Here is a 19647-nt window from a genome sequence, read left to right as displayed (position 1 = left end):
TACAGGGTGGTGCCAACAAATCCTAGATAGATCGCAAGATCTTTCCCGCTTTTTTCAGAGTTTCATCTGTTTTAGCAAAACAGAGACGCAATACCTTATCGTCATGACCGTCTGCATTGAACACAGAGGTAGGTATAGTAGCAATTTTGTGTTCCTTGGTAAGACGCGCTGCAAATTGGACGTCTGATTCGTCTGTTATTTCAGAAAAATCCAACAACTGATAATAGGTGCCGGCAGAAGGAATACAACTAAACCGAGAGGTCGTTAACTCATCCAACAGCAGGTCTCGTTTTCGTTGATAGAAGGCTCCCAATTGCGCATAGCGCTCCCCGTTTTCCAGGTATGCCGCCAAGGCTTTTTGTGTTGGATGATGCACACTAAACACCGTAAACTGATGGATTTTACGTAAGGCTTCCATCATGGGTCTGGGAGCAGCACAATACCCAATTTTCCAGCCGGTATTGTGAAATGTCTTTCCGAAGGAGGCCGTTATGAATGTTCGTTCAGACAAGGCTTCAAAACGGGCAGCACTCTGATGCGTATTCCCGTCGAAAATGATATGTTCGTATACCTCATCACTTACGACCCAAAGATCATTTTTTATGACCAATTCCTGTAGGGTCTCCATATCTTCTTTTGAAAACACCATACCGGTAGGGTTATGAGGCGAATTAATAACGACCATCCTGGTGCGCGAAGTAAGCGCATCCCGTACTTCGTTCCAATCGGGGCGGTAATGCGGGGTTTTCAATGGTATGGCAATGGGAGTAGCACCAAAAAGTGAAATGGTAGGGGTGTAACTATCGTAAGCCGGAGTAAATACAATCACTTCATCCCCTTTTTCCAAAACACTGGCAAAAGCTACAAACAAGGCTTCGGTGGCACCCGAGGTAATGGTAATTTCCTGCTCCCAATCGTATTTCTTATGATGTAATTGATGAATACTTTTGGCAATCTGTTGGCGTAGTCCTGCATCTCCAGGCATGGGTGCATATTGATTATGTCCTGCCCTCATAGCTTCGGAAACCTGAGCAATCAAGGCAGGATCACTTTCAAAATTGGGAAAGCCTTGCGACAGATTTAATGCGTCATATTCCTGAGCCATTGCACTCATCACAGAAAAGATCGAGGTGCCGACCTGAGGCAATTTTTGTGGTATCTTCATAAGCGTAATATAGGAAAGCCACGGTAGGAAACAAGGGAAACCCACTGATAATTCAGAAGAAACAGAAATAAAAAAATCCCAATACCGGTACGGGCATCGGGATGTATATCATGTTTTGAATTAATTACCCTTCTACACTCGCTTTGAGGTACTCGCGGTTGATACGGGCAATGTTTTCCAACGAAATATCTTTAGGACATTCAATATAACAAGCTCCGGTATTACTACAGGCACCAAAGCCCTCTTTGTCCATTTGATTTACCATGTTCAACACGCGGCGAGAGGCTTCAACTTCTCCTTGTGGAAGCAACGCAAACTGACTCACTTTGGCCGAGGTAAATAACATGGCACTAGCGTTCTTACACGCTGCTACACACGCCCCGCATCCAATACAGGTAGCCGAGTTGAACGCTTCGTCAGCATCGTCCTTCTCTACCGGAATGGAGTTGGCATCAATCGTATTTCCGGACGTATTGACCGAAATATACCCTCCGGCCTGCTGTATACGATCAAACGCAGTACGGTCAACTACCAAGTCTTTGATCACTGGGAAGGCTTTTGCTCGCCAGGGCTCAATAACAATGGTATCACCGTCCTTAAAACTGCGCATATGTAGTTGGCAGGTAGTGATGTGTCGTTTGGGTCCGTGTGGTCGCCCGTTAATCTGTAAGCTACAGCTTCCGCAGATCCCTTCGCGACAATCGTGGTCAAATTCTACAGGGTCTTTCCCATTCTCAATAAGATCGGCGTTTAGCACATCTAACATTTCCAGAAAAGACATATCTCCATCGACATCAGTTACCTGATAGGTTTCCAGACTCCCTTTGGAAGTTGCGTTTTTTTGACGCCAAATTTTTAAAGTCAGCTTCATAACAATCCGCTTTTATTTATAGCTACGAGTTTTTACCTCGATATTTTCGTAATTCAATTCTTCTTTGTGAAGTACTGCTTCGCTGGGTGTTCCTTTGTATTCCCAGGCAGCCACATACATAAAGTTCTCATCATCCCGAAGGGCTTCGCCTTCTTCGGTCTGGTACTCTTCTCTAAAATGCCCTCCGCACGATTCATTTCTGTGCAGTGCATCTTTGGCAAATAATTCCCCTAGTTCCAAGAAATCGGCTACGCGGCCCGCCTTCTCTAGTTCCTGGTTCATTCCATCCATTTCACCCGGCACTCGAACGTGCTCCCAGAATTCCTTACGCAATTCTTGAATTTCGGTGATGGCTTCTTGCAATCCTTTCGCATTTCGGGACATCCCCACTTTGTTCCACATAATTTTACCCAATCGTTTGTGGAAATGATCTACCGACTTGGTTCCGTTGTTATTGACCAATTTCTGAAGGCGCTCCCGCACCTCTTTCTCGGCCTGTTCAAATTCGGGAAGATCCGTAGAAATGGCACCCGTACGAATGTCATCCGACAAATAATTACCAATGGTGTACGGAAGCACAAAATAACCATCGGCCAAGCCTTGCATCAGTGCCGAAGCTCCCAAACGGTTGGCTCCGTGATCACTAAAGTTCGCTTCGCCTGCTGCGTAACATCCGGGAATTGTAGTTTGCAGGTTGTAATCCACCCAGATGCCTCCCATGGTATAATGCACCGCAGGATAGATTTTCATAGGTGTCTTATACGGATTCTCATCCACGATCTGTTCGTACATCTGGAATAAGTTCCCGTATTTGTTTTCGATGGCCTTCTCACCCAGTTCGCGTACCTTTTCTTCGGAAGGATTTTCAATTTTCTGAATCTCTGCCGCTTCCTTTCCGTAGCGCATGATGGCAGAAGCAAAATCCAGGAAGACCGCTTCGCCCGTTTTATTCACGCCAAATCCGGCGTCGCATCGCTCTTTTGCCGCTCTAGAAGCCACATCACGCGGCACCAAGTTTCCGAAGGAAGGATAGCGACGTTCTAAATAATAATCGCGATCCTCTTCTTTGAGTTGGGTGGGTTTAAGTTTCCCCTGTCGAATGGCTTCGGCGTCTTCTTGCTTCTTCGGAACCCAAATCCGACCGTCATTCCGAAGGGATTCTGACATCAAGGTCAGTTTCGATTGATGATCTCCCGAAACCGGAATACAGGTGGGGTGAATTTGCGTGTAGCAAGGGTTCGCAAAATATGCCCCGCGCTTATGGATTTTCCACGATGCTGTTACATTGCTACCCATGGCGTTAGTGGAAAGATAAAAGACATTCCCGTACCCACCGGAAGCGATCACCACAGCATGCGCCGAATGCCGTTCAATTTCTCCAGTTACCAAATTACGAGCAATGATACCTCGAGCCTTTCCATCTACAATCACAAGATCTAACATTTCGTGACGGGTGTAGCTTTGGATCTTCCCTCGATTGATCTGCCGGTTCATGGCTGCATACGCCCCTAATAATAGTTGCTGCCCCGTTTGTCCTTTGGCATAAAACGTTCGAGACACCAATACCCCTCCAAAAGATCGGTTATCTAGGAGTCCGCCATACTCTCTTGCAAAAGGAACTCCCTGTGCGACACATTGATCGATGATGTTCGCGGAGACTTCCGCCAGACGGTATACATTCTCTTCACGAGAACGATAATCGCCCCCTTTAATGGTATCGTAAAACAAGCGGTAGGTGGAATCTCCATCGCCCTGATAGTTCTTTGCTGCATTGATTCCTCCTTGGGCGGCAATGGAATGCGCACGACGGGGGGAATCCTGATAACAAAATGTTTTTACATTATAACCAAGTTCGGCAAGGGTCGCTGCGGCACTTCCGCCGGCCAATCCGGTTCCTACCACAATCACGTCTATATTACGCTTGTTGGCAGGGTTTACCAGGTTTATTTCGTTCTTATGTTTTGTCCACTTCTCAGAAAGCGGTCCGCTAGGTACATGAGATGCTATTTTCGACATAATCGCTCTTTTTAGTGTGGAATTTGATTAAAATGATGGTAGAGGGCAATAAAAATGAACCCTAAAGGAATGGCTACCGCATACAATTTGGTAAAACCCTTGATTGCTTTCGAGTACTTGTTGTTCCAACCCATGGTTTGGAAAGACGATGCAAAGCCATGCCAGAGGTGAAACATCAAGAGTACGAACGCGAGGCAATAGATACCCACGCGAACCGGACTTTCAAATTTGTGTACGAGTTCAGGGTAATACCGACTTTCCATGGCTTCATTTACATCTACATATTTATAGATGATTTCAGGCACCCAAAAATCGTAAAAGTGCAGGCCAAGAAAGGCCAATACAACGGCTCCTGAGATTATCATATTTCTGGACGCCCAACTCGAATTAGCGCTTCCACTATACTTCTTATAGCTATGAACACGGGCTCGGTTGTTTTTGAGCTCTAAGATAATTCCCATCACAAAATGGAAAATAACGCCCAAAATCAGTACCGGCTGTAACGCGAACTGAACCAACCCATTGGTTCCCATAAAATGAGACCACTCATTAAACGTTTCCGGAGCGACGACCGAAGAAAAGTTAATGGTAAAATGTTGGGCTAGAAATACGACAAGAAAGAGACCAGAAAGCGCCATAGAGACCTTTCTAGCGATGGAAGAAGATACAATTCCCATTATGGTTTTCTTTTCAAAGATTTACGACGTACAAAAATACACCCCAGACGTCGGAATGCCAAACTTCTTGGACGCTTTAGTATTATTCAGATTCATTCTAAAAACATTATTGCACCTCCCACGAAACACTGTCTTTCGCGTTCCCCACAGCAACGTGAATAGTGTAGTTCCCTTTTGGAAGATACAGCGCTCCATTTCCGGCTGGTGTTATGTTCGTTCCTGCTTTCTCGAGGTTTTTCACACCCTTTTCCGAAGCGGTAACATCATACTTAACCACGTTAATTCCTTTGTCGACGGAAGCATCCATCGACTGTACTTCGGTTCCATCTTCTGTGGTAATAGTGATAGTAGCCTTGCCGGAAGTCGGACTAAAAAACTGCAGGTTTACTTCGGGTTCGTACGCATCCATCCACGGACTAAAACTATTACCCCATCGACGGGTAGCGCGTACGTTACCGGGAGCGCTAACAACGAGCGACGTCGCCGGCTTGCCTCCTAATTGTTGTACCAAAGAAATATCTGCTACATAAAAGGAGCGACCATGGGTACCAAGCACCAAATCCTTATCTCGCTCCTGAACCACCAGGTCATGTACCGCCACTGCAGGCAATCCTTCCGCAAAAGGATGCCATGTGTTTCCGCGATCTATACTCACCCATGCGCCATTGTCGGTTCCCAGATATAACACATCGGGGTTGGCAGGATCTTCTTTGATCACATTTACGGGCGATGCGGGTAGGTTTGAGGATATATTCTTCCAGGTTTGTCCGTAGTTTTCACTCACATAAACATAAGCTGCAAAATCGTCCCAACGGTATCCGTTGAGCGTCGCATAGACTCTGGATTTGTTATGAGAGGAAGCGATCACTCTGCTTACCCATAGATCGTTGGGCATGTTCTTAGAAATATCGACCCAGTTCCCTCCGGCATTCTGGCTCACGAAAATCTTTCCGTCATCGCTTCCGGTGTAGAGTAATCCAAATTGAAATGGAGATTCGCTAATACTCGTCAAGGTTCCATACGCCACATTCCCTTTCTTTCCACCGGTGGTCAAGTCGCCCGAAATCGCTTCCCAATCATTTCCCTGATTCATCGAGCGCATCAATTTATTGGCGCCCAGATATAGGATGTCTTGATTGTGCGGACTTAATAGTATGGGTGTTTGCCAATTAAAGCGATACGGACTATCGCCTAGTTCGTGCTTCGGCTGAATGTATTGTTGTTCACCCGTCTCGCGATTGATTCGGAAATAGTTTCCGAATTGAAACCCTGTATACACCAAATCGCTATTTCGGCTATCGATCTGCACCTGCATGCCGTCGCCCCCCATGATCGCTTCGTAGGGATTCTGACCGGATTGCATCCACTCATTGTTCATTTCTGAAGTATGCGGCCCTACCCAAACTCCGTTGTCTTGGAGACCACCATACACATTATAAGGCTCTTCATTATCCACGTTCACCGAATAAAATTGCCCCACGGAAGGAGAATTATTCTTGATCCAGGTTTCACCGTCGTCATACGTAATATTAACCCCCCCATCGTTTCCATTGATGAGGTGTCCTGGACGTTTCGGATTGATCCAAAGGGCATGATGGTCGGCATGAACATTATCGGCACTAATACTGCTAAATGTTTTTCCGCCGTCTTTCGATTTCAAAATAGGAACGCCATATATATAGATCGCATCGGCATTGGAAGGATCAACATGTACTTTTCCGAAGTAATACCCATACGAATAATACACGCCGTCTAAATACCCCTCATGCGTTTTCTTCCAGCTTTTACCGCCATCGGTGCTTTTATAGACTTCCGCGCCAATCACAGGTGTATCGAATAACATGCTGTTAGCGTCCTCTAGATACCTGGCGAGGTCTTCGGGTTTTACGGCGCCACTTCGCACCATGTTTTTTACATTTTCAGGTCGGTATTTTTCCTGAAAACCATTTTGACGTAAAAATTGCTTCAGTTTATCATTGTCTAACGCCAGGAATTGCGATGCAGACATGCTTTTGAAGTCCTCTTTTTGAAGCATATCAGAATCGTTTCGGTCTGATGTTTCTTCTTCTCTTCGGAATTGATTATCGTGAATAGCATAGACCGTCTGATCATCCACCACGGCAAGACCGATGCGTCCTACTCCGTCTCCGGTGGGAAAGCCGCTTCCCTTTACGGAAACTTTTGTCCAGGTATTTCCGGCATCGATACTTTTATAGATAGCACTTCCGGCTCCGCTTCCGCGGAAATTCCACGCTTTACGGTCTTTATCCCAGGAAGCAGCATATACAGTATTGAAATTGTTAGGATTCATTTCCATTTCGATAATCCCAGACTGGTCATTAACAAAGAGGGTTTTGTTCCAGGAAGCACCGCCGTCCAGGGTCTTGTAGACGCCTCGGGTATCGTTGGTTGAATACAAATGTCCGGCTGCACTCACCAGGACCTCATCGGGATTGTTTGGATTAATTAAGATAGCACTAATGTGATGAGCATCTGCTAAACCTACCGTGTTCCAGGACTTGCCTTTATCGGTACTTTTTAGGAGTCCGATACCCGCATACGAAGACCGTGAGGCGTTCACCTCTCCGGTTCCTACCCAGATGGTATGCGATTTCCAATCTACCGCGACACATCCTACATTTTGAGTGCCACTATTGTCGAGCACCGGTGTAAAGGAGGTGCCATTGTTATTGGTGTACCATAAGCCTCCACTAGCATAGCCCACGTAGAATTCGACAGGGTTATCTGGGTTTACTGCAAGTCCGGTCACCCGACCCGACATGATGGTAGGGCCAATATTTTTAAAAGGAAGGTTTTTAACGAGTGAAGAAGCGCTAAGCTGTTCCTTTTTCGAAACTCCGGAAGTCAATTCTTGAACCGAGGTAGCAGCAGGTTGCGCAACCGCCATTACGGTGGCCATAGCAAAAAATAGCGTAATAATATTTTTCATGAGAGGATTGGTTTATTCGCTTTTCAAATTACTGAAATACCCTATCATACCAAAATTTATCTGTGAAGTTGCTTTCGCCTTATGTGGTCTCTCTTATTTCCTGTATTTTTGAGGAAAACAAATCGCGACCATGAAATATCAACCTATAGATAGCGCCCTTTTCATCAAAAACCGACAGGATTTTATGGCCATGATGGAGCCTAAGAGCATTGCCGTTTTCAATAGCAACGACATTTATCCAATTGGCGCCGACAGTACTATGCCGTTTGAACAAGCTCGAGATATTTTTTACCTCTCCGGTGTAGATCAGGAGGAAAGCATTTTAGTGCTTTGCCCAGATGCGGCCGACAAAAATCACCGCGAAGTGCTTTTTGTACGTGAAACCAACGAACATATTGCCGTTTGGGAAGGAGAAAAGTTGACCAAAGAGAAAGCTTTGGAGACCAGTGGGATCAAAACGACCTATTGGTTAAAAGAGTTTGACAAGATTTTCTTCGAACTGATGACGCAGTCGGAAACCATTTATTTCAATACCAACGAGCATTATCGACAAGCAGTAGAAACCGAAACCCGAGAAGACCGGTTTATCAAGAAAACCAAAGCGCAATATCCGGCTCACCGTTGGGCGAAAAGCAATCCCATTTTACAGCGATTGCGTTCGGTTAAGAACCCCATTGAGCTCGATCTCATGCAACAAGCATGTAACATTACTGAAAGAGGCTTCCGGCGGGTGCTCGATTTCGTAAAACCCGGGGTTTGGGAATACGAGATTGAAGCCGAATACATGCATGAATTTCTTCGGAATCGCAGCAAAGGATTCGCCTACACCCCTATTATCGCCAGCGGGAACAACGCTAATGTGTTACATTATATTGAGAACAACCAACAATGTAAGACAGGAGATCTCATACTTATGGATGTAGGGGCAGAATACGCCAATTACAGTAGCGATATGTCACGAACCATCCCCGTGAGCGGCCGTTTTACTGATCGCCAGAAACAAGTGTACAATGCCGTGAATCGCGTCAAGGAGGAAGCGACTAAAATGCTTATTCCGGGAACCCTTTGGAAAGAATATCACCTAGAAGTAGGAAAGCTAATGACTGCCGAATTGTTGGGTCTTGGTTTACTCGACAAGGCTGATGTTACGAATGAGAATCCCGATTGGCCCGCGTATAAGAAATATTTTATGCACGGTACCAGTCATCATATCGGTCTCGATACGCACGACTACGGAATTTTATGGGAGCCCATGAAAGCCAATATGGTCTTTACCGTAGAACCGGGAATCTATATTCCCGAAGAAGGCTTTGGCATTCGTTTGGAAGACGATGTTGTGATTCAGGAGACGGGAGAACCGTTTAACCTCATGCGCAATATTCCTATTGAAGCGGAAGAGATCGAGAGCATTATGAATGCGTAGCTATACCTAGCACCCGGTAAATGCGATGCCTATGAGCAAGGAGATTGGGTTAAAGGATGCCATTTCAATTGGGATCGGGGGAATGGTTGGTGGTGGTATATTTGCGGTTCTTGGACTCGCTGTTTCTTTGGCAAAAGGGGGAACGCCCCTTGCCTTTTCCTTCGCCGGAATAATCGCCTTGCTTACGGCGTATTCGTACGCCAAACTTTCAAAGAAATATCCACAGAATGGAGGAACGGTAGCTTTTGTCAATACGCAGTTCGGGAACGGCATCTTCGCTGGTGGCATCAACAACCTACTTTGGGTGAGCTATATCGTAATGCTTGCTCTGTACGCCTCGGCCTTTGGGTCTTACGGATCAGAATTGTTTTCCCTAACCGGCACCAAAGAATGGGATGTGCATCTATACCAATCGGCAATTTTGCTGCTTGCGTTACTGATCAACTACCTTAGCGTCACGCTCGTCAGTGGCATCGAATCGGTGGCCGTGATTGTTAAGCTATTTATTCTCGTGGCATTTATTGCTGTTGGCTTTTATGGACTCACGGCCAACTCTGAAAATTTGACGCAATTATCTCCAAAGAATTGGGAAAGCCCATTGCTTCTGCTTTCTGGAGGAATGGTCATTTTTGTAGCCTATGAAGGATTCGAATTGATTGCCAACTCGATTTCAGATTTAAAAGACAGAGAGAAAAACACAGAAAAAGCTTATTTCGGAGCCGTTGGATTTGTGATCATCCTCTATATATTGATTGCCATAGTAACGGTAGGCGCGTTGCCCTTCCAACAAATTGCAAGCGCTCAAGATTACGTTCTGGCCAAAGCTGCCGAGCCAACCTTAGGACAGCTTGGTTTTACCATTATTACCGTAACTGCCTTGATCTCCACGTTCTCTGCTATCAATGCGACGGTATTAGGCAGTGGTCGCGTAAACTATGATATTGCCGAAGACAACGAATTGCCGAGATACTTTACGCATAAATTTTGGGGGAAACCCGTTGGGTTTTTAATCACAGCGATACTGTCTGTTACTCTGGTAAACCTCTTCAACCTACAGAGCATTTCGACCGCTGGAAGCGCTGGATTTTTATTGATTTTTGTCATCGTGAATTACGTTGGCTACAAAAGGCACAAACAACTACACTCAAAGAAATGGATTCATCTCCTAGCATGTTTTCTTTGCGCGCTAGCGTTTGTAACGCTTTTAACACAACAGTTCGGAAGCAATAGAATGGGTGTCTTCATTGCGGTTGGAATCATCGCTTTCTGTTTTGTGGCCGAATGGCTTTACAAAAGAACGAACCAGAGAAAACAATAAGCTATCGGTATTTTGGTGTTACAATACCAACACCCCATTCTCGGTAGCGGCAAAATCATTCCACCAAAAGGCATCGGCTTGATCATCGTTGGTGTAAGTGCCGTCGATAATATAACGAAACTCGTACGATTGATCCTTTGGTAAATTAATGCTGCCTTTGAAGTTTCCATTCTTCAGTTTTTTTAACGCAGTTTCCTCCGAGTTCCAGGCATTGAAACTTCCAACTACTTTTACTTCTTTAGCTGTTTCCGCAGGCACCGTAAAGGTAACTTTACACTCTGGTTTGCTTTTTAAATATTGTTTTTGAATCGCCATAAGTATTGCTTTTATATCCAGTTCAAATCTAGGGAAGTAGGTGCTTGCTCCCAAGCATCTTTTCATAATATTTGAGAGCGCTAAAAACTTCGGAAAATCAATGCGTCGTTCTTGTGAATCCTGTAAAAAAAGGAGGTGAATCATTCAAGATTTTCACAACTTTATCAAATTTACAACGCGCTATTTTTCAGTATTTTACTTCGGAAACGTTTTCGATTCGCTGATGAATTCACACGATACGGGTAAAAACGTCAATCTTCAGCTTTTCGCAGCTGTAGTACGGTCATTTTTCCGAAGAAATTGTGCTAGCAAAAATGTGAGCGTCGCCGGAAGTAACCACCCTAAATTTTGGTTGAATAAGGGAAGGTACCCAAACCAATCGGGAATGGATTCCTCTGCAAGAAGAGTTGTTAAAAATTCGGGGATGCTAAAGATAATAGTAACGATGACCACGGCACGGAACACTGGCGTTGGAATCCATCGTTCGGGAAGTGCATTCAACAAAATAAGAATAATGGTCAGCGGATATATAATCATCAGGGTAGGAACGGCAATATCTATGATATATCCTACATTGAATTGTCCGACGACAACCCCTATCACGCAAGCCAAAACAGCCGTTATGGTAAACACCATCTTTGAATTGCCCAATACTCCTTTCAGAAAATCGGCGGTACCGGTAACAATTCCGACGGCCGTAGTAAAGCAGGCCAGACCAACAAGCACGGCTAAGAAGGTAGTCCCAACAGGCCCTAAGGTCTCTACACTTAAAAAGGTGAGTAACTCGGTGCGCGTTTCACCCGGAAAGGTGTCTGTATAAGAACTGCCCAAGGCAATAAGTCCGGCATAAATTACGAACAAGCCAACACCTGCCATCAACCCAGCTCTCCCGATCATGCGCTTTTTCTCTTCATAAGAATGCTTCCCTTGAAGGGCAAAAGACACCACAATGACGCCTCCCACCACCACACCACCGATGGCATCAAAGGTTTGATATCCTTCTAAAATTCCTACGCTAAACGGAGCGGTAAGGGTGGTGACGGCTGTTTCCGTTTCGGCACTGAGTCCCAGAATGATGATGAGCAACAGCATCAGTATGATCAAGGGCGTTAAAAATTTTCCGATAAGCTCCAGCAACTTGGAACGATTAAGCACAAACACCAGAACCAGGGCAAAATAGAGCGTACTAAAAAGCAAGGAGGAGATCTCCAGATAAGGAGCAATGGCCATTTCGTAAGTAACCGAAGCCGTTCGTGGCGAAGGCAGTGATGCCGCGATAGCATAAATAACGAGCGCATACACTAGTGCTAATGGTGGTGATAACTTCTTTGCGAAATCGGTTAAGGTACCCTGCAGGCGAGCATGTCCGTAAATCGCTAAAATAGGAATGATCACAGCCGAAACAGCAAATCCTAACGCCACCCAAAGCCAACTAGTTCCCGCTTGCACTCCTAAATAAGGGGGTAGAATAAGGTTGCCCGCACCAAAAAAGAGGGAGAACAAGGCGAAAGCGGTCACAAAGGTTTGTTTGCTGTGGTTCATTGCCGGATATTTGCGGTCAAGATAGGAAAAATGAAAACCGATTTTCAAGGTACTTCTATTTTTTACGACCACGACAAGCGAGGAACGAGCACGCTTGTGCTACTTCATGGCTTTTTAGAAGATCGTACCATTTGGGATGCGCTTCGTGCCGACTATTCAGGCCCTCTGTCTCTTTTATCGATCGACCTTCCGGGACACGGAGAAAGCGGATCGTTAGGAACACTCCATACCATGGAAGAGATGGCGGAAGTCGTGCTTCATGTGATGAAACAAAGCGAAACTACCTCCGCCCATTTGTTGGGGCATTCAATGGGTGGGTATGTATGCCTCGCTTTTGCTGAACAGTTTCCGGAACACTGTAAGAGTTTGTTGCTTTTGAACAGCAGTTGCGAAGCCGATACTTCTGAGCGCCTTATCAACCGGAAGCGTGCGCTTCAGGTGATTAACACCAATAAGAACAGTTTTGTTTCGATGGCTATTGCAAATCTATTTTCCTCTTCTGCGCGACGTGAGTTTGCTTCCGAAATAAAAACCTTGGTAGCCAAGGCACAGAAAATGGAGGTGAGCGCGATCCAGGCGACTATTAAAGGTATGATGGTACGTAGGGACCGCACCAGAGTATTGAAGGAATGGAAACGACCCAAAGAGATTATCTGTGGCAATGAAGATCCTATTATTCCTTTTTCCAGTTCTAGAAGAATGGCTACGTTAACAAAAGCGTCCCTCACGATACTCGATGGAAGTCATATGAGTTGGCTGGAACGTCACGATGAAATTCTCAAAAAAATACACTTTATCGAATAATTTTGCGTTTTATCGATTTTTTTAAGAATATTTTATATATTTCACTCGACAAAAACTCAAACCTATGAACGCTACCTCCTCCAAATCGAATGGCGTGGCTTCTCTACTATGTACCACCCTTGGCCATCGCTACACGGTAACCCGTAGGGTAACCAATCACATCAATGAATACCGCTGCAAGCGCTGTGGATGCGAAATGACCGACAACCTATCGGGATATTTAGAGCGGCTTGATGCCAAATCCAGAAAAATCAATGAGGCGCTCGCCCAACTCTTCGAGAAGAAAGCAAAGCGAATGGCAACTCAATAAATTATGTATGAAAAACTTACGTTGCAAATTTAAAGGCCATCAACTTCGAAAAGTTGAAAAAGACTCCATCCTCATTCAAGAGTATGAATGCAGCTGTTGTGGGAAAAAATATACTACTGATGGATATGGATCATTAGTTCGCCTCACCAAGAACTGGGAGAAAAACAATCTACTTTTTGAAAACTATCTGGGAAAACGTATGGTTTCCTAAGACGAAGTTTCGTCTTCCTGTATACCATCCCACCCTCTTGCAATGAGCGGGATCTTGGTCTGAGCCCGGGTGATCAGATGATTTCCTTCGGAAGCGGCCGTCATATGGCCAATTATGGTGAAATTGGGATTGCCTTTAATCTTCGGAAAGTCGTCGGTATCGATCGTGAATAACAACTCATAGTCCTCGCCTCCATTCAGCGCGATGGTGGTACTATCTAATTCAAATTCTTCACAGGTAGCCATCACTTGAGGGTCGAGCGGAATTTTATCTTCGTATACATTACATCCCGTTTCTGAATGTTTACACAAGTGTAGTATTTCAGAAGACAATCCATCGCTAATATCAATCATGGCCGTAGGTAACACTTCCAAAGACTTCAATAATTGTGGGATGTCTTTTCGTGCTTCCGGTTTTAATTGTCGCTCGATCAAATAGCTATATGGCTCCAGGTCGGGTTGCGCCTTTGGATTCACCTGAAAAACCTGCTTTTCACGTTCCAGCACTTGCAAGCCTAAATAGGCCGCACCGAGATCTCCGGTAACGACCAATAGATCATTTTCTTTAGCACCCCCGCGATAGGTAATTTTATCTTTTGGTGCCGTTCCCATAGCGGTTATGCTAATGAGTAGTCCTGCCGTAGAAGCAGTGGTATCGCCTCCTACAATATCCACCTTATATCCATTAGCCGCTGCTAGTATCCCAGCATAGAGCTCTTCTAACGCCTCCACGGGAAACCGGTTTGAAGCTGCGATGGAAACGGTAAGCTGTTTGGCTTCGGCATTCATGGCATATACATCCGAAAGGTTCACCATCACCGCTTTGTACCCTAGATGTTTCAAGGGCATATAGCTCAGGTCAAAGTGAACGCCTTCTACCAACAAATCGGTAGTGACCACCCATTGCTCTTTTTTGGTGGGCGCTACCACAGCCGCGTCATCGCCAATACCTTTGACGGTACTTTCGTGATGAATTTTTACATATTGGGTAAGGTGATCAATAAGCTGAAATTCTCCCAATGCCGACACCGGCGTTCGCGTCGTATCCTTTTCTTCAAACATATCGCTTCGTTTCTACGGCAAAAGTACAGAGATTCCGATGAAAACATTCCTTTCCGTTGGTATTTTCCACGAGATGTGATGTACGTAGTGTCATCTCTCGTTAAAATACCTTCCACTATTGTCTAACCGCCACAGATTAAATACATTTACGGTTAGGTTCTTCGGAAAGGAACGACTGAAGCGAAAATCGTTTATAGCTCCCCCGAAAATGAAATTTTTTACTGAGAATGACGTTTTCAATTAAAACCCCCTACATGAAACACTTTTTACTTTTATTCCTTAGTCTCTCCACCACTTTGATGAATTCACAAACACCTTGTGAAGGGGGCACCGCCGCTGGCTTTGATTGCAACGATTACGATTTAATCTTTCAAGCTTCGCCCGGTGAAATGGATGCTAGTTTTGGAAACGACTCATGGGGCTGGACAGACCCTGACACAGGAATAGAATATGCGCTCATCGGATTGGACAATGGCACCGCCTTCTTCGATCTTTCTGATCCGGTTAATGCGGTGTACCTCGGAAAGCTTCCAACACATACCGACCCAAGCACCTGGCGCGATATCAAAGTCTACGAAAACTATGCTTTTATCGTAAGTGAGGCCACTGGGCACGGAATGCAGGTGTTTGATCTAACACGACTGCGAAATGTCACCAACCCTCCTGAGACCTTTACAGAAGATGCGCACTACGATGCTTTTGGAAACGCTCATAATTTAGTGATAAACACAGAAACCGGATATGCCTATGCCGTAGGAACAACTACCTTCGACGGCGGCCCGCACTTTGTCAATATTCAAGACCCGCTCAACCCTACCGCAGCGGGAGGATACCAACTGGATGGCTACAGTCATGACGGACAAGTAGTAACGTACAACGGGCCTGATACCGACTATACCGGGCGTGAAATTTTTATCGGAAGTAATGGTGCTTTTGGAAGTGATGATAAAGTTGCGGTGGTAGACGTAACCGACAAGAACAATCCAATTGATATCTCCGAAGCTACCTACTCGAACATGGGATATACCCATCAGGGTTGGTTTACAGAAGACCAGCGATATTTCCTTCTTGGGGACGAATTCGATGAAAGTGATATTGGGTTCACTTCAAGAACCATTATCATCGATATGACCGATCTTGATAATCCGGTGGAACTCTTCGAGTATTTTGGACCAAATGCTTCTATAGATCACAATGGGTACGTAAAAGGCGATTTGTATTATTTAGCCAACTATTCTTCAGGCCTTCGAGTTATCGATATTTCCAGTATCGGTAGTCAAAGCATGACAGAAGTAGGTTTCTTCGATACCTATCCCCCCGACAATGACGCAAGTTTTGCAGGCGCCTGGAACGTCTATCCGTTTTTCGACAGCGATAACATTGTAATCAGTGGCGACGCAGGATTCACCTTGGTACGACAATCAGGCACCTTTGGCGAGATAACCCAAGAGGATCCTGCCCAAGTGAGCCTATTTCCTAATCCCACCCAAGTGGGGATCACGATTTCCGGTTATACCCAGCCTATTCAAAAGATTGCTGTGTACAATGTATTGGGACAGCAAGTAATGGCCGTGACCGGGAACAACTCCACCCGTCAGACCTTTTCCGTAGCCTCGTTACCTTCTGGGATTTATTTGGTTTCACTAAATGAAACTGACACCTACCGATTACTAAAAGAATAACAAATGATATCCCCAAAAAAAATAGTATCCTACCTCTTTGTTACGCTGCTGGTTTGGGCAAGTGTATCTTCTTGTAATTCTGAAGACCCTGTTCTACCAGATACGACGGACGATACGGTAACCGACCCTGTAGATGATGATCCCGATCCCGATCCGGAACCGGAAGACTATGTTGCTACGTTCGGGGGCAGTTCCGAAGATACCTTTTCAGATATTCTTCAGGCTTCCGACGGCAATTATATGCTGGTTGGCGCCACCAAAAGCATCGATGGCGACATCATTGACAAAAAAACAACCGATTTCGATTATTGGATCTTGAAAGTCACCCCCGAAGGAGATATCCTCTGGAGCAAAACCTATGGCGGTACGGCCGATGACAAAGCAGCTTCTATTTCGCCCACCACCGATGGAGGTTTCGTCGTAAGCGGCTACACGGCGAGCAATGATGGGGACGTTACCGGAAATGACGGATTTCACGACTACTGGCTGGTAAAACTGGATGCCGAAGGAAACTTGCAATGGGAACAAAGTTTTGGGTTCTCAGGCAGCGATCAGGCCTTTCAAGTTATTCAAACCAGTGATGGTGGGTACTTTGCGACCGGCTATTTGGATGTATCTTCCAGTGGCGGACAAGGAAATGATGATCGCAGCGGAACACGACACGGCGTAGGAGAGTTTTGGGGAATTCGAATGGACGCCAGCGGCGCCTTTATTTGGCGGCGCTATTTTGGAGGTACTAACAACGACCGCAGTTACGATGTGGTAGAGACAGCCGACGGCGGGTTCTTGATGATGGGTGCTTCAGAAAGTGATGATTTTGACATCACCGATAGCAAAGGCAGCTATGATTATTGGGCCGTTCGCATCAACGGTGATGGCGACCTTGTTTGGGCTAAATCTTTTGGGGGCAGCGGAATTGATGTAAGTTATTCAGTAGTAACCACACCAGAAGGAAACTACATTGCCGTGGGTGATGCCAGAAGTAGTGATGGCGACGTGACAAGCCCTAAAGGAAATGCGGATGTATGGGTGATCTCCTTTGACGATTCGGGCAACTTGCTCTGGGAACGCAGCCTTGGCGGTAGTCAGTTTGAAACCGGTCGGAGCATCGCTCCTGCCGCTGGTGGAAATTATGTAATTGGAGGGTCGACACGTAGTAATGATGGAGATGTCTCCTCAAACAATGGAGAGAACGATGTATGGCTCGTAACCATTGACGCTTCCGGAAATCTGCTGCGAGAAGCAACCGCAGGTGGCTCTTCGCTTGACTTGGGGAATGGGGTTTTATATGATAGCGGAATGGTCTTGGTGGGAAGCACAGAGAGCACCGACTTAGATATATCAGAAAACAAAGGCCAGATCGATGGACTTTTGGTGAAAAGATTAAATTAAACAGCTATGAAAAATTGGGCAACACTAATGCTATTATCCGTAGTATTTTTCTACGGGTGTAGTAATGATGATGAAGAAACAGCACCTGAGACCACTCCAGTAAGTGTTTCTATAAGATCCCTATGGGACGATTTAGACGTCACCACAGCCGATTTGGACGATATCAAATATACCAATGCTCACGGAGAAATGATGAGCATCAACCGACTTCGGTTTTTGATCTCAGACCTTCGATTACGCAATACCGAAGGCGAAGAATTTCTTCTCAGTGACTATCATTTATATTCCATTACCGATCTAGAAAGTGCTTTTTCACAAACAGGAGTAGAAGTTCCCCTCGGAACGTATGAAGTGTTATTTACCTTCGGCTTTCGAGCGGAAGACAATATCGATGGCGCCTATCCCGACTTAAATTTGGCAAATTGGAATGTTCCTGAAATGTTAGGAGGTGGCTATCATTATATGCAATTGGAAGGCGAATACATCAACGATGCAGCAGAAGTGACAGCCTATCAATTTCACACCATTCTGGCGGCGGATATGTCTTCAGGTTCTCTTGTATTGACAGACACTTCATTTGAAGTGAGTTTGGGCTCATGGACCATAGATGATGATCAGGCGGGCGGCTCGTTGGTGATTCTTGCCGATATTTCCGAATGGTTTGAAAACCCCGTTGAATGGAACCTCAACGAATTGTATACCATGCTCATGCCAAATTATGATGCGCAACTTATGATGGCACAAAATGGAAGAAGTGTTTTCCGTCGTGGCGAGCCGTTTATTCTCAATAATGATTAATGTTAAGACATATCTCTTTCTCGGTATAGCCATGGTGTTCTTGGGGTGCCAATCAGATGATCGGGCTACTTATCAGCCCACACCGTTTTCTCTAGATATTCCCAGACAGTTTGAAGAGAAATTACCTCCTCCGCTACTTCCCGAAGACAATCCGTTAACCGAAGAAGGGGTAGCCCTTGGACGTCAGTTATTCTTTGACCCAATCTTATCGGCTGATGGCACGCTTGCCTGTGCCGGATGCCACAGACCACAGCAAAGTTTTGACGACCCACGGCAATTTAGTATCGGAATTGATGGAGAAGCGGGGTTTCGCAACGCCATGCCACTCGTAAACCTGGCGTGGAATTTTAATGGCACGTTCAACTGGGACGGTAGCGCAGCTTCGCTGGAGGCACAGGCCTTCGAACCCGTAACCAATCCTATAGAAATGCACAACACCTGGCCACAAGCGGTGGCTTCGCTTCAAGAGCATCCTGACTATCCGCAACGCTTTGAAGAGGCCTTCGGAACATCTCAAATAGACTCTACTCTGGTCGCTAAAGCACTTGCACAATTTGAACGTACGCTGATTTCCGGCAGGTCTAGATTTGACCAATTTCAGAATGGAGCGATAGCATTGACGGCATCAGAAGCCAATGGATTGGCGGTTTTTATGGATGAAGAACGAGGCGATTGTTTCCATTGTCACGGCAACCCTAATAGTCCGCTTTGGACCGACAATCTATTCCACAACAATGGTTTGGACGCTACGTTTACCGATCGCGGCAGAGGGGACGTAACGGGCGATCCACGAGAATTTGGCTTGTTTAAAACGCCCACACTTCGGAACTTGGCCTACACGGCACCCTACATGCACGATGGCAGGTTCGAAACCCTCGATGAGGTTATAAATCACTATAGTGAGGGATTGGTTTTTTCGGAAACCATCGATCCGTTAATGAAGAAAGTAGCCGAAGGTGGTGTGCAACTTTCCGAAGAAGACAAAGCCGACCTAAAAGCCTTTCTGCTTTCGCTTTCAGACCCCGAATTTATTACGAATTCAGAGCATCGCCCGCCACGATAATTCCACACGTTTTTAAAAACCGTTAATTATTGCTTAAAACTATGGCGCT

At 45.5% G+C, this 19647-nt stretch carries 17 protein-coding genes; 9 read left to right on the top strand and 8 right to left on the bottom strand.

Translation table 11 applies throughout. The annotated features are described in order from the left end of the window. Nucleotides 1-22: 22 nt before the first annotated feature. From PO830_RS08575 to PO830_RS08555, 5 genes are all read right to left on the bottom strand, one after another. Complete coding sequence (locus tag PO830_RS08575; protein WP_272853130.1) at nt 23-1165, bottom strand: methionine aminotransferase; 1143 nt, start codon at nt 1163-1165, stop codon at nt 23-25. Between the two features lie 124 nt (nt 1166-1289). Continuing rightward, nucleotides 1290-2036: a succinate dehydrogenase/fumarate reductase iron-sulfur subunit gene (locus tag PO830_RS08570; RefSeq protein ID WP_272853129.1), complete on the bottom strand. Its 747-nt coding sequence runs from the start codon at nt 2034-2036 to the stop codon at nt 1290-1292. Nucleotides 2037-2048: 12 nt separating this feature from the next. Next, nucleotides 2049-4052, bottom strand: a complete 2004-nt coding sequence (locus tag PO830_RS08565; RefSeq protein WP_272853128.1) for a fumarate reductase/succinate dehydrogenase flavoprotein subunit — start codon at nt 4050-4052, stop codon at nt 2049-2051. 11 nt (nt 4053-4063) lie between these two features. Then, nucleotides 4064-4729, bottom strand: coding sequence for a succinate dehydrogenase cytochrome b subunit (locus tag PO830_RS08560; protein WP_272853127.1), 666 nt, complete (start codon nt 4727-4729; stop codon nt 4064-4066). Between the two features lie 106 nt (nt 4730-4835). After that, the gene (locus tag PO830_RS08555; protein ID WP_272853126.1) at nt 4836-7679 is read right to left on the bottom strand and encodes a WD40/YVTN/BNR-like repeat-containing protein; all 2844 of its coding nucleotides are present in this window, start codon (nt 7677-7679) and stop codon (nt 4836-4838) included. Between the two features lie 130 nt (nt 7680-7809). Here PO830_RS08555 and PO830_RS08550 point away from each other — a divergent pair, with 130 nt between their 5' ends. Next, the gene (locus PO830_RS08550; protein ID WP_272853125.1) at nt 7810-9102 is read left to right on the top strand and encodes an aminopeptidase P family protein; all 1293 of its coding nucleotides are present in this window, start codon (nt 7810-7812) and stop codon (nt 9100-9102) included. A 31-nt stretch (nt 9103-9133) separates the two neighbouring features. Beyond that, complete coding sequence (locus tag PO830_RS08545; RefSeq protein ID WP_272853124.1) at nt 9134-10420, top strand: APC family permease; 1287 nt, start codon at nt 9134-9136, stop codon at nt 10418-10420. An 18-nt stretch (nt 10421-10438) separates the two neighbouring features. Here PO830_RS08545 and PO830_RS08540 read toward each other — a convergent pair whose 3' ends face one another. Then, nucleotides 10439-10735 (bottom strand): isoamylase early set domain-containing protein, encoded by a 297-nt coding sequence (locus PO830_RS08540; RefSeq protein ID WP_272853266.1) that lies wholly within the window; start codon nt 10733-10735, stop codon nt 10439-10441. A 258-nt stretch (nt 10736-10993) separates the two neighbouring features. Further along, nucleotides 10994-12277 carry a branched-chain amino acid transport system II carrier protein gene (gene brnQ / locus PO830_RS08535; protein ID WP_272853123.1) on the bottom strand — a complete coding sequence of 428 codons (1284 nt, stop codon included), beginning with the start codon at nt 12275-12277 and terminating at the stop codon, nt 10994-10996. 30 nt (nt 12278-12307) lie between these two features. Here brnQ and PO830_RS08530 point away from each other — a divergent pair, with 30 nt between their 5' ends. From PO830_RS08530 to PO830_RS08520, 3 genes are all read left to right on the top strand, one after another. Further along, entirely contained in the window at nt 12308-13081 is a 774-nt protein-coding gene (locus PO830_RS08530) for an alpha/beta fold hydrolase (RefSeq protein WP_272853122.1), read from the top strand. Nucleotides 13082-13145: 64 nt separating this feature from the next. Continuing rightward, complete coding sequence (locus tag PO830_RS08525; protein WP_272853121.1) at nt 13146-13391, top strand: hypothetical protein; 246 nt, start codon at nt 13146-13148, stop codon at nt 13389-13391. Between the two features lie 7 nt (nt 13392-13398). Next, nucleotides 13399-13602 carry a hypothetical protein gene (locus PO830_RS08520; RefSeq protein WP_272853120.1) on the top strand — a complete coding sequence of 68 codons (204 nt, stop codon included), beginning with the start codon at nt 13399-13401 and terminating at the stop codon, nt 13600-13602. On the opposite strand, the gene thiL is transcribed toward PO830_RS08520, so the two are convergent. Continuing rightward, on the bottom strand, nt 13599-14663 hold the full coding sequence (gene thiL, locus PO830_RS08515) for a thiamine-phosphate kinase (RefSeq protein ID WP_272853119.1): 1065 nt from the start codon (nt 14661-14663) through the stop codon (nt 13599-13601). The genes PO830_RS08520 and thiL overlap by 4 nt on opposite strands. A 254-nt stretch (nt 14664-14917) precedes the next feature. Here thiL and PO830_RS08510 point away from each other — a divergent pair, with 254 nt between their 5' ends. The 4 genes from PO830_RS08510 to PO830_RS08495 are packed head-to-tail and all read left to right on the top strand — an operon-like array spanning nt 14918 to nt 19598. Then, entirely contained in the window at nt 14918-16345 is a 1428-nt protein-coding gene (locus PO830_RS08510) for a choice-of-anchor B family protein (RefSeq protein WP_272853118.1), read from the top strand. A gap of 3 nt (nt 16346-16348) precedes the next feature. Beyond that, on the top strand, nt 16349-17737 hold the full coding sequence (locus PO830_RS08505; RefSeq protein ID WP_272853117.1) for a hypothetical protein: 1389 nt from the start codon (nt 16349-16351) through the stop codon (nt 17735-17737). 6 nt (nt 17738-17743) lie between these two features. Next, the gene (locus PO830_RS08500; RefSeq protein ID WP_272853116.1) at nt 17744-18535 is read left to right on the top strand and encodes an MbnP family protein; all 792 of its coding nucleotides are present in this window, start codon (nt 17744-17746) and stop codon (nt 18533-18535) included. Further along, nucleotides 18528-19598: a cytochrome-c peroxidase gene (locus PO830_RS08495; RefSeq protein ID WP_272853115.1), complete on the top strand. Its 1071-nt coding sequence runs from the start codon at nt 18528-18530 to the stop codon at nt 19596-19598. The genes PO830_RS08500 and PO830_RS08495 overlap by 8 nt, the downstream gene beginning before the upstream one ends. The last annotated feature ends 49 nt before the right edge of the window (nt 19599-19647 follow it).

The sequence above is a fragment of the Altibacter sp. HG106 genome (genome assembly GCF_028561755.1).
In the GTDB taxonomy this organism is placed as follows: Bacteria; Bacteroidota; Bacteroidia; order Flavobacteriales; family Flavobacteriaceae; genus DFVG01.
Note: the sequence above shows the minus strand (reverse complement) of the source record. Positions and strands in the feature narration are given on the sequence as shown.